This is a genomic window from Stenotrophomonas maltophilia, from assembly GCF_025642255.1.
In the GTDB taxonomy this organism is placed as follows: domain Bacteria; phylum Pseudomonadota; class Gammaproteobacteria; order Xanthomonadales; family Xanthomonadaceae; genus Stenotrophomonas; species Stenotrophomonas maltophilia_P.
The window spans coordinates 3,006,441-3,020,817 of record NZ_CP106759.1 but is presented as its reverse complement, the minus strand read 5'-3'; the positions used below and the strand labels follow the sequence as shown (position 1 = coordinate 3,020,817).

Sequence of the window (14,377 nt, the reverse complement as noted above, 5' to 3'; positions counted from 1 at the left end):
CGGGCCGTTCTGTCAATCACGCTTCGACTTCATCGTCCTTGTAGGCGTCGACCGGGATGCAGGCGCACATCACGTTCTTGTCGCCGTAGACGTTGTCGACGCGGGCCACCGGCGGCCAGTACTTCTGCAGCTTCAGGCTGGGCAGCGGGAAGGCGGCCAGCTCGCGCGGGTAGGCGTGGGTCCACTCGCTGGCCGTCACCGCGGTGGCGGTGTGCGGCGCGTTCTTCAGCGGATTGTCCTCGCGGTCCAGGCGGCCATCCTCGATCGCACGGATTTCCTCGCGGATCTGGATCATGGCGTCGATGAAGCGGTCCAGCTCATGCAGCGACTCGCTTTCGGTGGGCTCGACCATCAGCGTGCCGGCCACCGGGAAGCTCAGCGTCGGCGCGTGGAAGCCGAAGTCGATCAGGCGCTTGGCCACGTCCTCGGCGCCGATGCCGCTGCTCTTCTCCAGCGGGCGCACATCGAGGATGCACTCATGCGCCACCAGGCCGTTGCGGCCGGTGTACAGCGTCCTGAAGTGCGGCGCCAGGCGCTTGGCGATGTAGTTGGCATTGAGCTGCGCGACCTGGGTCGCCTTGCGCAGGCCCTCGCGGCCCATCATCGCGATGTACATCCAGCTGATCGGCAGGATCGAGGCGCTGCCGAAGCTGGCGGCGCTGACCATGCCGACGGGGCCGTTGTCACCCAGCTTGCCCGGCAGGAACGGGGCCAGGTGCGCCTTGACCGCGCACGGGCCGACGCCCGGGCCGCCGCCGCCGTGCGGGATGCAGAAGGTCTTGTGCAGGTTCAGGTGGGAAACGTCCGAACCCCACTTGCCCGGCTTGGCCACGCCGACCAGGGCGTTCATGTTGGCACCGTCGGTGTACACCTGGCCGCCGTGCTTGTGGATGATCTCGCAGATCTCGACCACCTCCTCCTCGAACACGCCGTGCGTGGACGGGTAGGTCATCATGATCGCGGCCAGGCGGTCGCTGTACTTCTCGGCGTTGAGGCGGATGTCCTCGACATCGACATTGCCGTTGGCATCGGTCTTGGTGACCACCACCTTCATGCCGCACATCTGTGCCGAGGCCGGGTTGGTACCGTGGGCCGAATCCGGAATCAGGCAGATGTCGCGATGCTCCTCACCACGCGAGCGGTGGTAGGCGCGGATCGCCAGCAGGCCGGCGTACTCGCCTTGTGCACCCGAGTTCGGCTGCAGGCTGACCGCATCGTAGCCGGTGCATTCGACCAGCATCGCTTCCAGCGACTCGATCAGTTCCTTGTAGCCCAGTGCCTGGTCGGCCGGCACCAGCGGATGGATCTGCGAGAACTCCGGCCAGGTCACCGGGATCATCTCGGCGGTGGCGTTGAGCTTCATGGTGCACGAGCCCAGCGGGATCATCGTGCGGTCCATCGCCAGGTCCTTGTCGGCCAGTGAGCGCAGGTAGCGCAGCAGTTCGTGCTCGCTGTGGTGCGTGTTGAACACCGGATGGGTCAGGAACGCGGACTGGCGCAGCAGCCCGGCCGGCAGCGCGTCGGCGGTGCTGGCATCCAGTGCATCGACATCGGCTTGGGCACCGAAGACGGCGGCCAGCGCAACCACATCGGCGCGGGTGGCGGTCTCGTCCAGGCTGATGCCGACCGAGTCGCTGTCGATCGCGCGCAGGTTGTAGCCGGCGGCGCGCGCCTTGGCGTGGATCTCATCGGCGTGCACACCGGTGACGTGCAGGGTGTCGAAGAAGTCGCCAGCAACCTGCACGCCGGCCTTGCGCAGTGCGGCGGCCAGGATCGCGGCCAGGCGGTGGGTGCGGCGGGCGATGCGGGTCAGGCCTTCCGGACCGTGGTAGACGGCGTACATCGAGGCCATCACCGCCAGCAGGACCTGTGCGGTACAGATGTTGGAGGTGGCCTTCTCGCGGCGGATATGCTGCTCGCGGGTCTGCAGGGTCAGGCGGTAGGCCGGGTTGCCCTGCGCATCGATCGAGACGCCGATCAGGCGGCCGGGCATCGAGCGCTTGTAGGCATCGCGGCAGGCCATGAACGCCGCGTGCGGGCCACCGAAGCCGAACGGCACGCCGAAACGCTGGCTGTTGCCGACCACGATGTCCGCGCCCCATTCGCCCGGTGCGGCGAGCAGGGTCAGCGCCAGCAGATCGGTGGCCACGGCGACCAGGCCGCCGCGTGCATGCACGGCCTCGACCAGTGCCCGGTAGTCGGCCACCTGGCCGAACGTATCCGGATACTGCAGCAGCACGCCGAAGCTGTCTGCTTCCAGCGCTTCGGCCGGGGTGCCGACGCGCAGCACGATGCCCATGGGCTCGGCGCGGGTGCGCAGCAGCTCCAGGGTCTGCGGGTGCACGGCATCGTGCACGAAGAAGGTGTCCGACTTCGACTTGGCCGAACGCTTGGCCAGGGTCATCGCTTCGGCCGCTGCGGTGGCTTCGTCCAGCAGCGAGGCGTTGGCGATCTCCATGCCGGTCAGGTCGGCGCACAGGGTCTGGAAGTTGATCAGCGCTTCCATGCGGCCCTGCGAGATCTCTGCCTGGTACGGGGTGTAGGCGGTGTACCAGGCCGGGTTTTCCAGGATGTTGCGCAGGATCACGTTCGGCGTGTGGGTGCCGTAATACCCCTGGCCGATGAAGCTGCGCAGCACGGTGTTCTTGTCGGCGATCGCGCGGATCTTCGCCAGCGCCTCCACTTCGGTGATCGACTCCGGCAGCGCCAGCGCTGCCGGCGACTTGATCTTGGCCGGCACGATGGCATCGGTCATCGCATCCAGCGACGCGTGGCCGACGACGTCGAGCATCTGCGCGATCTCGGCGTCATTGGGGCCGATATGGCGCTCGACGAACGCACTGTGGTGCTCGAGCTCACGCAGGGAAGGGGTGTTCTGGGACATGGCGAAGGATCCGTCAGGAAAGGGCACACGCACGGGCACAAGCCGCCGGATGGCGGGCTGCGGGGCGCCCCTCTGTCCTTTTGCCTGAGAGTTTGGAAGCGCGGCTGGCCGCAGCTTCGTGCCCCTTCGGCGCCGGATCGAACCGGTCTCTCCAGAGTTGTGTTGCGGGTGGTATCGGGCCTGAGCGATTACGGGCGTTGCGCCTTCGGCAGCGGTGTTCCGCTTCTCCCACCGTGTTGCCCGCCAATTATAGCCGGTTATGGCCCGCTGCCGGGGCCGCCCGGGCAGGGCCGGCGCCTGAATGGCCGATGGCCCGGGGCGTGCGTTTTGTGCGGTGCTGCATGGCATCGGGCGCATTCCCCGCCTATGATGGGCGGATACCCGAATTCATCTGGCGCCGTCCCTGCTGCAGCGGGACCGGCGCCCGCCGTGCGTGCCGCGCATGGCCTTGCCGGACACCGTTCACATGACCGCCGCTGTTGCTCCGTCCACCCGTCGCATGGCTCTGCTGCTCGCGGGCCTGGCCATGTTCGGCCCGTTCTCCATCGACACCATTTTCCCGGCCTTCCCGCAGCTGGCCCAGCGCCTGTCGGTGGATGAGGTGGCCGTCCAGCAGACCATCAGCGTCTACCTGCTGTTCTATGGCCTGATGAGCCTGGCGCACGGGCCGCTGTCCGATGCCTGGGGCCGCAAGCGGGTGATTCTCGGCGGCCTGGTGGTGTTTGCCGGGGCCTCGGTCGGCTGCGCGCTGTCCACCGATCTGCCGACCCTGCTGGCGTTCCGCGCGCTGCAGGGCCTGTCGGCGGGCGTGGGCATGATCGTCGGCCGCGCGGTGATCCGTGACCTGTACCACGGCCATGACGCCCAGCGGTTGATGAGCCAGGTCTCGATGCTGTTCGGCATCGCGCCGGCCATCGCCCCGATCATCGGTGGCTGGATTCTGCTCAGCGGTGCCGGCTGGCCGCTGATCTTCTGGTTCCTCGTGGTGTTCTCGCTGCTGCTGCTGGTGGCCACCGCGCGCTTCCTGCCGGAAACGCATCCGCCGGAGGCGCGGGTACCGCTGTCGCCGCGCGCACTGCTGCGTGACTATGTGCGCATCGGCTTCAACCCGCGTTTCCTGCGCCTGGCACTTGCCGGCAGCATCGGCTTCGGCGGCATTTTCCTGTACATCGCGTCCGCGCCGGTGTTCGTGATGCAGCACCTGCATCTGGGCGAAGGCGACTTCGCCTGGCTGTTCATTCCCACCATCGGTGGCATGACGGCCGGCGCGTTCCTGTCCGGGCGCATGGCCGGGCACACCACGCCGACCCGGCAGGTGACCATCGGCTTCTCCCTGTGCGCGCTGTCGGCACTGCTCAACGTCGGCTACGTGGTGCTGGCGCCGCAGTTCGCGCTGCCGTGGGCGGTACTGCCCATTTTCCTGGGCGGCATGGGCATGGCGCTGATCTTCCCGATCCTGGCGCTGGCCGTGCTCGACATGTATCCGCACCAGCGCGGCCTGGCCTCGTCGCTGCAGGCCTTCGCGCAGCTGATGGTCAGCACCGTGGTGGCCGGTGTCGTCTCGCCCCTGCTCAGTGCCAGCCCGCTGCATCTGGCGCTGGGCCAGGCCGGCTTCTTCGCCGCCGGGTTTGTGTTCTGGTACTGGGAACACCGCCGTGAGCGCGCAGTGCAGGCCGTGGTCACGGACCTCTGACCGGCCGCAGGGGCGGTGGCGGGCGACCCGTGAAGCGGCGCCACGGCCGGGGTGCGCTATCCTTGCGCCCCCCCGTAGCGATGCCGCCCCCCATGTCCACCACCTCCAAGACCCGTCGCGACCAGCGCCGCCGCCAGGAAGAGAAGGCTGCCAACAAGGCCGCTGCCCAGACTTCGCCGGTGGAGCCGCATGCCGAACTGCGCGATGCGCAGCGCACGCTGCTGGCAGGTGTCGTGCGCCGCGATGGCGAGTGGGTGCTGGGCATGGATGGCCGTATCGCCGGGCATAGCGAGAGCGCCGCGCAGGTGCTGGCGTTGATCATGCAGGCCGGTGAACTGCACGAGCGCAACGGTACGCCGGTGCGTCTGATGTATTCCGACGCGCTGCGTGATGCCGCGCAGGCCGAGGCCAGGGAGAAGGGCCAGACCTTCGAGGAATACAAGGCCGAGCTGGCCGCCGCGATGGCGGCGAAGAAGAACAGCTGACCCGTGTGGGTAGCGCCGGGCCATGCGCGGCGAACGCAGCGGTGTGATCAAGGCCGCCGGGCATGGCCCGGCGCCACCGGAACGAAAGGGGCGGATCCTCGCGGATCCGCCCCTTTTCTCATTTCGCCACCGGGGCCGCAGCGCTGGCCTGCCAGCCGCACATCTGGCCTTCGTTCTGCTGCTTGAGCCACTCATTGACCGGGCTGAAGTACTCGATCATCGGGCCGGCATCCAGCTTGTCGGTGCCGGTCAGCTCCTTCAGCGTGGCCTGCCACGGCTGGCTGGCGCCCTTGCTGAGCATCGCCCAGTACTTCTGGCCGGCTTCCTTGTTGCCGTAGAAGGTGCACTCGTGCAGCGGGCCCTTGTAACCCGATGCATCGCACAGGCCCTTGTAGAACTGGAACTGCAGGATGCGGGCGAGGAAGTAGCGGGTGTACGGCGTATTGCCCGGCACGTGGTACTTCGCGCCCGGATCGAAGAACTCCTCGCCGCGGGTGCTGGCCGGGGCAACGCCCTGGTATTTGGCCTTCAGGTCCCACCATGCCTTGTTGTAGTTGTCGGCGGTGATCGATCCGTCAAACACGCCCCAGCGCCAGCGGTCGATCATCAGGCCGAAGGGCAGGAATGAAACGCCCGACAGCGCCATGCGCATCTGCGCGTTGATCACGGCCTCGCGGCTTTCCTGCGGTGCATCAACGAGACCGATCGAATTCAGGTACTTGGGCGTCATCGCCAGCACGATCGTGTCGCCGATTGCTTCGTGGAAGCCATCGTTGGCGCCGCCCTGGAACAGGGGCGGCAACGGGTTGTAGGCCAGGTCGTAGTAGATGTGGCCCAGCTCGTGATAGATGGTGGTGAAGTTCTCTTCGTTCGGCTTGATGCACATCTTGGTGCGCACATCGCCTTCCATGTTCATGTCCCAGGCGCTGGCGTGGCAGACCACGTCACGGTCGTCAGGCTTGATGAACTGGGTCTTGTCCCAGTACGACTGCGGCAGCGAGGGCATGCCCAGCGACACGTAGAAATCCTGTGCGCGCTCGGTCATCTGTTTCGCGGTACGCAGTTCGGCTTCGCGCTGTGCCCTGTACTGGCCCGCGACGCTGGCATCCCTGCCAGCCTTGGCCAGCGCAGCACTCAGGTTGGTCTGGTACTGCTTTTCCAGTGCGGCGGTGATGTCCAGGCTTCCGGCACCGGGATAGGGCTCCAGCTGGTCCCACAGGTTGGACCAGTCCTGCTGCCACATGTTGCCCAGCAGGTGCGCGGCGATCAGGCCATTACCCACCTCGGCCTTGTCCTTGCCGTAGGTCTTGTCCAGCTTGCCGCGCGCGTAGCAGTGCAGCTGCTCGTACATCGGCTTGACCTGCTCCCACAGGCGGTCGGTTTCCGGCCCGATCTGCTCCGGCGGCATGTCATAGCCGCTGCGCCACATCTGCCCGGCATCGGTGAAGCCCATGCCCTTGGCACCTTCGTTCACCAGGCTGACGAACTTCTGGTAGTCGCCACGCATGTTCCGCGTGGTGCTGTGCCAGCCCTGCCAGGCATCAAGCTGCGCGTCGTAGTCGCGGCTGCGTGCCAGCACCTGTTCCAGTTCCCCCAGCTGGCGGCAGGAGGCCGGGTCGTTGGCATCGGTGCAGTACTTGCCAGCACCGTAGCTGCCCTCCATGCGGGTGGCGATCTGGGTCAGCTCGGCCAGCTTGGCCGGGTCGCGCGGTGCCGGCATCGAGGACATCAGCTTCAGCAGATGGATCGCACGCTTGCTGTCTGCGCTCATCGGCTGGCCCTCGAACTTCGCGGCCTGCTCGATCCAGCTGTTGAGCTGGGTCAGTGAACGCTCGTTGGCCTTGGCCGCGATGCGCTCCGAATCGCTGTTGATGTAGGTGGAAGACAGCCACTGCGCCGAGGTCATCTCCGGATAGGCAGCCTTGTATTCGGCATTGATGCGGGCAACGAACTGGTCGGCGGTCTCGCCGGCCGGTGCGCTGCTGCCGGCGCTCTCGGCGCCGGGGGAAGCTTCCTTCTTGCAGGCAGCCAGGGCCAGCGTGGCGGCGGCGACAGCAGCGGCCAGCAGGAGATGACGGTGTTTCACGGGCGGTCCTTGGGTGGTGAACGACGGCCGAAGGCTAGTGGGCGCGCGTGCCCACCGCAAGTGGGGAAGGTTGGTGGGGTTCGGCAGGGCTTGCAGCCCTGCACCCGCAGAAGCAACTGCGACGGCAACGGCCGGAGCAAAAGCGGGTTTCCTATGAGTCGGCGGGGTGGGGCCGGTTGCGGGGGACGCCGTAAATACGTCCCTGTAGGCTCGGTCGCGCCATCCATGGCGCTCACGCCCCCGCAACCGGACCCACCCCGCCTTCGACAGTTCTCTGCGATCTGTCGGAAATGCTCTTGGGGTCAGATCCGTTTTCCGCAGGAAAACGGATCTGACCCCGGAATTTCACCTACCAACAGCGGAGTGAACCCGCCATCCCACGGAATGCCGCTTCGGCTTTTGACGTTGACGTTGCCTTGGCTTCTGCAGGTGCAGGGCTGCAAGCCCTTCCGCCCCCGCCCCTCAGCTCTCGCAGCCGGCGAACACGTCGCGATCGCGCTCGTACAGCGCCGTCTTCACCTGCATCAGGCCCAGCACCGACGGGAACAGGTTGTCGTGGTCGGTATACGCTGCCGAACGCTTGCGCACGCATTGCAGGTCCAGCCCGCGACTGCTGGCGAAGCCCGGCGAGAACCACATCGTCATCGGTACGCGGGTCTGCTCGGCCGGGGCGATCGCATAGGGCACGCCGTGCAGGTACAGGCCCTTCTCACCCAGCGACTCGCCATGGTCGGACAGGTAGATCATCGCCGTGTCGTAGTCCTGCATGCCCTGCAGCGTGCCGATGGTCTTGCTCAGGAAATGATCGGTGTACAGCACGGCATTGTCATAGCTGTTGGTGATCTCTTCGCGTGAGCAACGGCCGATGTCACGGGTGTCGCAGGTTGGCTTGAAGCGGGCAAAGGCGGCCGGATAGCGCTCGAAATACGCCGGGCCATGGTTGCCCAGCTGGTGCAGCACGACCACGCGGTCGCCGGGTTTGGCACGCACCTGGGTGGCCAGGTCCTGCAACAGGATCTCGTCCATGCAGCGGCCGTCGGCGCACAGGCCCGGGGTGGTCGCATCGGACAGCGACTGGAAGTCCAGCCCCTCGCACACGCCCTTGCAGCCGGACTGGTTGTCACGCCACAGCGGTGCGATGCCGGCGCGGTTCAGTACGTGCAGCAGCGACTGGTGCGCGCGGATCTTCTTCTCGTCGTAGTCGTGGCGTCCCCATGGCGAGAACAGGCAGGGCAGCGAAACTTCGGTGCTGGTGCCGCAGGAGTGCATGTCGGGGAAGTTGATCACCGGTGCCTGGGCCAGTTCCGGCGTGGTATTGCGGCCGCCGTTGAGGCCCCAGTTCTGTGCACGCACGGTCTCGCCCATCACGATTACCAGCAGCCGCGGTTTGCTTGCCGGAGCGCGTGGGGTGGCCTTGGCGTCGGTGCCGATCGGCAGTTTCGGCGCGCGCTGCACCGGGTTGTCGCCGCGCAGTGCACGTGGAAGACCCAGCAGCACGTTGGCCGGGGTGGCGAGGTAACGCACTTCACGCTGGTTGCGCATCAGTGCGGAGACGTCCTGGAACGAGATCAGTGCACCGCCAACAGCGGTCACCGCAGCCACTGCCAGGAAGCCCAGGCGCCACAGCAGGCTGCGCCCCCAGCTGCGCCGCTGCAGCTGCACCCGCCACACCAGCACCATCGGCAGTGCCGCCAGCAGCAGTACCGGCCACAGCAGCGAGACCGTCATCAGTTCGCGGCTTTCCTTCGGATCGGTCGCCAGCACGTTGCGCAGCATGTCCGCGTCCAGATAGATGTGGTAACGGCTCATGTAGTGGGCGGCGAAGGCCGTTACCAGCAGCAGCGCGCTGATCACCACCTTGGCGTTCCAGCGCCAGACCAGCAGGCCCAGCAGCAGGCCATGCGTGCCGAGCAGCAACAGCAGCAGCGACACCGCGTAGCGCAGGCTCTCCGGGTGGCTGGCCATCGCGCTGCGCCAGAACAGGCCGTTGCCGGCCAGGGCGAAGAACAGGCTGGTCAGCGCGATCAACGCCTCGGTGGACAGCTGTGGCCGCCAGCTGCGCAGGACGGCCAGCGATGGCACACGGAACGAGCGTTGGACCGAAGCATTCATGCGTTCGCCTCCAGGCGGTTGGTGCGGTCCAGGTGATGGCGGACCAGAACGTACAGCCCCAGTGACAGCAGCCAGCACAGCAGGGCTGTGGCAAGGTCATGCGACAGAAAATGTGCACCCCGCAGCTGCTGGCTGATGCCGAACAGCAGCCCGCTGCCCAGGCCCAGTGCCAGGCCGGTCCAGCGCCAGGCAGGACGCCACAGCAGGGCGAAAAAGTACAGGCTCAGCCAGGCATAGCCGGCACTGGCATGGCCGGCGGGAAAGCACGCGGTCATCGGCATGTCGGCCGGACGATGGCTGAAAAGCCCGATATAAGGCTGGTGGCCGCCGTAGCGCAGCAGATCCCACGGGCAGTCCATCGGCACCAGCGACTTCAGCAGAGACACGCCGCCGGTTCCCAGCGCCAGGGCAATTACGACATAAAGCAGCGCCCATCGCAGGGTGCGATCACGTCCGCGGCGCCAGTGGTGAAAGCTCAGCAGTATCACCACCAGCGCCGCGGCGGTGCTGAACCACTTGCCGCCCCGGTGCACCAGCGAGCGGGTGAACCACGCGTCCTGCAGTGCCCAGCGGCCGCCCTCCAACCGGAACAGGTGGTCAGCCAGCCATTGATCGGCTCCCCCCTCCATGAACACGGCGAACAGGGGCAGCACGATGAGCAGTGGAAGCCACAGGTGGGTCACGGCGAACCGCGATGCCAGCGTGGAGTAGGCCGAAGCAACCCCGGAGACGGGAGGACGGACGGACATGCAGGAAAACACCGTGACGATGAACCGGCGCCATGCTCGTCAGGTTGATGTCGGAGAAGGGTCGGACCTGCGTTCGGGCCGGGTTAACCGCCGGCCCGCGTGGGGGATGATTCAGTCTTCTTCTTCGTTGGCGCCGGCCCGCTCGGCGTGGCAGCCGGCATCCCAGGCAGTGCCGGGCACCAGCTGCCAGCGGTTGCGGTTGGCGACGCCGATGTCGATCACCTGGGCGGCATCCACGCAGGGACTCATGGCCTTGTCGAGTACCAGCAGCCAGCGCCGGTCGGGTGCTTCGGCCAGCCAGGGGCCGGCGTCGTGCCACTGTTCAGGCCAGGGCCGCTTGAAGCCGAACTCGCGCACGGCGCGGTCGGCCTGCAGCAGGTTCTGTTCGCGCCAGGCCACCAGTGCCAGTTCGGCATCGGGGCCGATCCTCGCGCCGACCCGGCGCATCAGCGCCGACGACGAGGCGTAGGGGTCGAGCGCCGGAATCAGCACCAGGCCGTACAGCATCCACAGCAGGCCGTGGGTGAGCAGTACCAGGGGGGCGGCGCGCCGCACGCGCAACCACACGGCCAGGGTAGCCACGGCGATCGCGAACGTCAGCAGGCCGTCGCCCAGCACCGGCAGCAGGGTGTCGGGCATCGCACGCCGCTGCAGCTGCGCCTGCGCCCAGTGACTTTCGGTGAGCAGCATCACGCCCAGCACGGCGGTTGCCAGCATCAGCACCAGGCTGTAACCGAACAGATACCGGCGCACGCACAGCCTGCGCAGCAGGCCGGGCAGCAGGGGCGCGGCGGCAAGGGCCACGGCAGGCAGCATCGGCAGCAGGTAGACCTCGCGCTTGCCGGGGCTGGCGCTGAAGAACACCAGCACCAGCAGCGCCCACCCCAGCAGCAGCCACTGCCGGCGGTCGCCACGGCGCAGGCGCCGCCACCACGGGCGGGCCAGCACCGGCAGCAACAGGGCACCCGGCAGCCACAGTGTCAGGATCACCTGCAGGTAGTACCAGACCGGCTGCCGGTGGTGCCAGGCGTTGGCATAGCGGGTGCCGGTCTGCTTGAACAGCAGTTCATGCGCATAGGACTGCAGCGAGGCACTGGGTTCGTGCAGCAGGGCCCAGCCCAGCGGGGCCAGCCAGACGGCCACGCCGAGCAGGAATGCAGGGATCAGCCACAGCAGGGTCGCCGGGTGCGGGCCCTCGATGCGACGGCCGCGGCGATGCTGGTACAGCCACCAGCCGAACCAGGGCAGCACCATCAGCAGCGGCAGGAAACCTACGCCTTTGGTCACCGTGCCCAGGCCGGCGGCAAAGCCGGCCAGCCACAGCGCCGGCACGTTGCGTCGCTCGCACAGATGCCGCAGCAGGCCCCACAGGGCCAGCGTCGTCATCCCGACCAGCACCATATCGATCTGCGCACGCTTGGCCATCAGGCCGAACTGCAGGGTGCAGAACAGGGCGCCGATGGCATAGAGGGAGTGGCGCGGCGACCACAGTCGGCGTGCCAGATCCGACACCAACCACAGACTGAGCAGGGCCCCCAGCAGCGAAGGCAGCAGGAACGACCACTGCCAGCTGCCTACCACTTCGTAGGCCGCCGCCTGCAGCCACATGAACACCGGCGGCTTCTCCGCATACAGCTCGCTGCCACGGTGCGGCAGCAGCCATTCCCCGCTTTCCACCATGGTCCTGGCGGCCAGTACGAAGCGGGGTTCGTCCGGTGGCTGCGGCTGGCGCATGCCGATGCCGGCAGCCAGCGCCGCGATGATCAACAGCCAGAGCAGGGGCAGGCGCCAACGGCGGGGCAGGGCTACGGGCACGGCAGGCTCCGGGAGCAAAACGGCCATTTTGAGGCGGCGGGGGTGGGAAAAGCGTCGGAGTATCGCCGGGGCGACCTCATTCCGACATGCGTGGCGCTACCATGGTACGAACTTCCGTGGAACTTTCATGCATGCGCCTGTTGGTGATCGAGGACAACCGGCAGCTGGTGGCCAATCTGTTCGACTACTTCGAGTCGCGCGGCCATGTGCTGGATGTGGCCCCCGATGGCATCACCGGCCTGCATCTGGCGGGCAGCCATCCCTATGACGCGGTGATCCTGGACTGGATGCTGCCCCGGATGGAGGGGCCGGAAGTGCTTCGCCGCCTGCGTGCCGAGCATGGCTCGGAGGTGCCGGTGATCATGCTGACCGCACGCGACGAACTGCCGGACAAGATTGCCGGCTTCCGTGCCGGCGCCGATGACTACCTGACCAAGCCGTTCGCGTTGCCGGAGCTGGAAGTGCGGCTGGAGGCCCTGCTGCTGCGGGCACAGGGACGCAACCCCCGCAAGCGGCTGCAGGTGGGTGATCTGGTGCTGGACCTGGCGACCCTGGAGGCGCAGCGCGCCGGACAGGTCCTGCATCTGTATCCGGCCTGCCGCAAGCTGCTGGAAGTGCTGATGCGCGCCAGCCCCGGCGCGGTCACCCGCCAGCAGCTCGAATTCGCCCTGTGGGGCGACGAGCCACCGGACGGCGACCTGCTGCGCTCGCATGTCTACGAACTGCGCCGCAGCGTGGATGGACCGTTCGTGGACAAGCTGATCCACACGCTGCCGCGGGTCGGCTACCGGTTGGCCTTGCCCACCGCCGCCGAGGCCGGCAGGAATGACGATGAAGGTGCGTAGACCCGGCCCGCTGTACCGCCGCGTGCTGTGGTGGCTGCTGGGCTACCTGGCACTGCTTTCGCTGGCGGTGTTCAGCGTGGGCAACTATGTGCACGAGCACGCCGAACACGCCGCCTGGCGCGCGCTGCTCAACTCCGAACTGGACAGCATCGTCGAGCATGTCGAGCACGAGCCACACTATCGATGGCAGGACTCGGACACGCTCAGCCTGTACCGTTTCGACGCGGTGAACCTGCCTGACAGCCTGCGCACCCTGCATCCCGGCCTGCATGACGGGGTGATGGTGAAGGACCGCGAAACGGCGGTCATGGTGCGTGATACGGACTCGATGGGGCGCGTTGCGCTGGTGCTGGACATCTCCGACTTCCACGACCTTGAGCAGTTCGCCACGCGGTGGGTGATGCTGGCCGGGGTGATCATGATCTTCGTCACCGTGCTGATGGCGTCCTTCGGCATGGAGCGCATGGTGCGTCCGCTCAGCCTGCTGGCGCAGCGCATCGGCGCGTTGCGGCCGGGCGCGCAGGGCCAGCGCATCGATGTCGACCCGCGTGGCAGTTCCGAGCTGCACACCATCGCCGATGCGTTGAATGACTACCTCGAACGCAACGAGCAGTTCGTTGAACGCGAGCGGGTGTTCATCAGCACTGCCAGCCATGAGCTGCGCACCCCGATTGCGGTGATGACCGGCGCCGCCGAGCTGGCACTGGAGCAGCCGGGCCTGCCAGACCGTGCCCGGCAGCAGATCCAGCGCGTGCTGCGCACCGCGCAGGGCGTGGAGCAGCTGATCGAACTGCTGCTGGTGCTTGCGCGCGATCCGGCGCGGCTGGCGGCGCGTGCCGAGCGCATCGCACTGGACCAGCTGCTGCCGGACATCGTCGAGCATCATCGCCATCTGCTGGGCGACAAGGACCTGAGCATCGGTATCCAGGCCGCGCCGGTGGACATCGTTGCCCCGCTGGCGGTGGTGCAGGCGGCGATCGGCAACCTGTTGCGCAACGCGATCGAGAACAGCGGCCGCGGGCACATCGAACTGCGCCTGAGCGCTTCGGCGGTGCTGACCTTGCAGGACCCGGGGCATGGCATGAGCCCGGAGGAGATCGCTGCGATCCACGCACGCATGGCCCGGGGAGAGCGTGTCGATCGTGGCGGGATCGGCCTGGACCTGATCGCGCGCCTGTGCGAGCACCTTGGCTGGACCCTGCAGCTGCAGCCCTGCGAGCCGCGCGGGACGCAGGCCACGCTGGATTTCGGTGCTTCGCGCCCAGGCGGATGATCGCAGTCGCGGGGTCAGGCCTTCGGCCGCGGCACATGCTGGTCGACCAGGATCACGTTGCCGTCCGGATCCATCAGTTGCAGGAAGGCGGGGCCTTCACTGTCGGGATCGGCCCGGACCTGCAGCGCGATACCCTGCGCATCCAACGCTGCCTGCAGTTCGCGGACGTCCTGGAAACGCGGCAGTTCCTGCTTGTGCTGGTCCCAGCCCGGGTTGAAGGTCAGCAGGTTGCCTTCAAACATGCCCTGGAACAGGCCGATGACGACACCGTTGTTGCGCAGTACCAGCCAGTTCTGCGTCGCATCGCCGCCGGTGATCGAGAAGCCCAGCGCCTCATGGAACGCGCGCGAGGCGGCCAGGTCCTTGACCGAAAGGCTGACCGAGAAGGCACCCAGTTGCATGGACACGCTCCGTTTCGGGAAAGGCGAGGCCGGC

Annotated in this window: 10 protein-coding genes and 1 riboswitch; of the genes, 4 read left to right on the top strand and 6 right to left on the bottom strand. The window is 67.2% G+C overall.

Annotation, left to right across the window (positions count from 1 at the left end):
- Nucleotides 1-16: 16 nt before the first annotated feature.
- Complete coding sequence (gcvP, locus tag N8888_RS13940; RefSeq protein WP_065174824.1) at nt 17-2,884, bottom strand: aminomethyl-transferring glycine dehydrogenase; 2,868 nt, start codon at nt 2,882-2,884, stop codon at nt 17-19.
- Nucleotides 2,885-2,946: 62 nt separating this feature from the next.
- A riboswitch (glycine riboswitch) is annotated at nt 2,947-3,049 on the bottom strand.
- A 301-nt stretch (nt 3,050-3,350) separates the two neighbouring features.
- Here gcvP and N8888_RS13935 point away from each other — a divergent pair.
- Nucleotides 3,351-4,577 (top strand): multidrug effflux MFS transporter, encoded by a 1,227-nt coding sequence (locus N8888_RS13935; protein ID WP_263175277.1) that lies wholly within the window; start codon nt 3,351-3,353, stop codon nt 4,575-4,577.
- Between the two features lie 92 nt (nt 4,578-4,669).
- Nucleotides 4,670-5,062 (top strand): hypothetical protein, encoded by a 393-nt coding sequence (locus N8888_RS13930; RefSeq protein WP_053519021.1) that lies wholly within the window; start codon nt 4,670-4,672, stop codon nt 5,060-5,062.
- Between the two features lie 118 nt (nt 5,063-5,180).
- On the opposite strand, the gene N8888_RS13925 is transcribed toward N8888_RS13930, so the two are convergent.
- The 4 genes from N8888_RS13925 to N8888_RS13910 all read right to left on the bottom strand — a co-directional run bounded on the left by N8888_RS13925 (nt 5,181) and on the right by N8888_RS13910 (nt 11,824).
- Nucleotides 5,181-7,148 carry a M2 family metallopeptidase gene (locus N8888_RS13925; protein WP_262218603.1) on the bottom strand — a complete coding sequence of 656 codons (1,968 nt, stop codon included), beginning with the start codon at nt 7,146-7,148 and terminating at the stop codon, nt 5,181-5,183.
- A 462-nt stretch (nt 7,149-7,610) separates the two neighbouring features.
- Nucleotides 7,611-9,260 carry a phosphoethanolamine transferase gene (locus N8888_RS13920; RefSeq protein ID WP_053519018.1) on the bottom strand — a complete coding sequence of 550 codons (1,650 nt, stop codon included), beginning with the start codon at nt 9,258-9,260 and terminating at the stop codon, nt 7,611-7,613.
- Nucleotides 9,257-10,009, bottom strand: a complete 753-nt coding sequence (locus N8888_RS13915; RefSeq protein ID WP_193396925.1) for a phosphatase PAP2 family protein — start codon at nt 10,007-10,009, stop codon at nt 9,257-9,259. Before N8888_RS13915 ends, N8888_RS13920 begins: the two co-directional genes overlap by 4 nt.
- Nucleotides 10,010-10,120: 111 nt before the next feature.
- Nucleotides 10,121-11,824 carry an ArnT family glycosyltransferase gene (locus tag N8888_RS13910; RefSeq protein ID WP_263175272.1) on the bottom strand — a complete coding sequence of 568 codons (1,704 nt, stop codon included), beginning with the start codon at nt 11,822-11,824 and terminating at the stop codon, nt 10,121-10,123.
- A 131-nt stretch (nt 11,825-11,955) separates the two neighbouring features.
- Here N8888_RS13910 and N8888_RS13905 point away from each other — a divergent pair, with 131 nt between their 5' ends.
- The gene (locus N8888_RS13905; RefSeq protein ID WP_065174831.1) at nt 11,956-12,669 is read left to right on the top strand and encodes a response regulator transcription factor; all 714 of its coding nucleotides are present in this window, start codon (nt 11,956-11,958) and stop codon (nt 12,667-12,669) included.
- Nucleotides 12,656-13,942, top strand: coding sequence for a sensor histidine kinase (locus tag N8888_RS13900; protein ID WP_065174832.1), 1,287 nt, complete (start codon nt 12,656-12,658; stop codon nt 13,940-13,942). Before N8888_RS13905 ends, N8888_RS13900 begins: the two co-directional genes overlap by 14 nt.
- A 14-nt stretch (nt 13,943-13,956) precedes the next feature.
- Here N8888_RS13900 and N8888_RS13895 read toward each other — a convergent pair whose 3' ends face one another.
- Nucleotides 13,957-14,343 carry a VOC family protein gene (locus tag N8888_RS13895; RefSeq protein WP_263175269.1) on the bottom strand — a complete coding sequence of 129 codons (387 nt, stop codon included), beginning with the start codon at nt 14,341-14,343 and terminating at the stop codon, nt 13,957-13,959.
- Nucleotides 14,344-14,377: the final 34 nt, after the last annotated feature.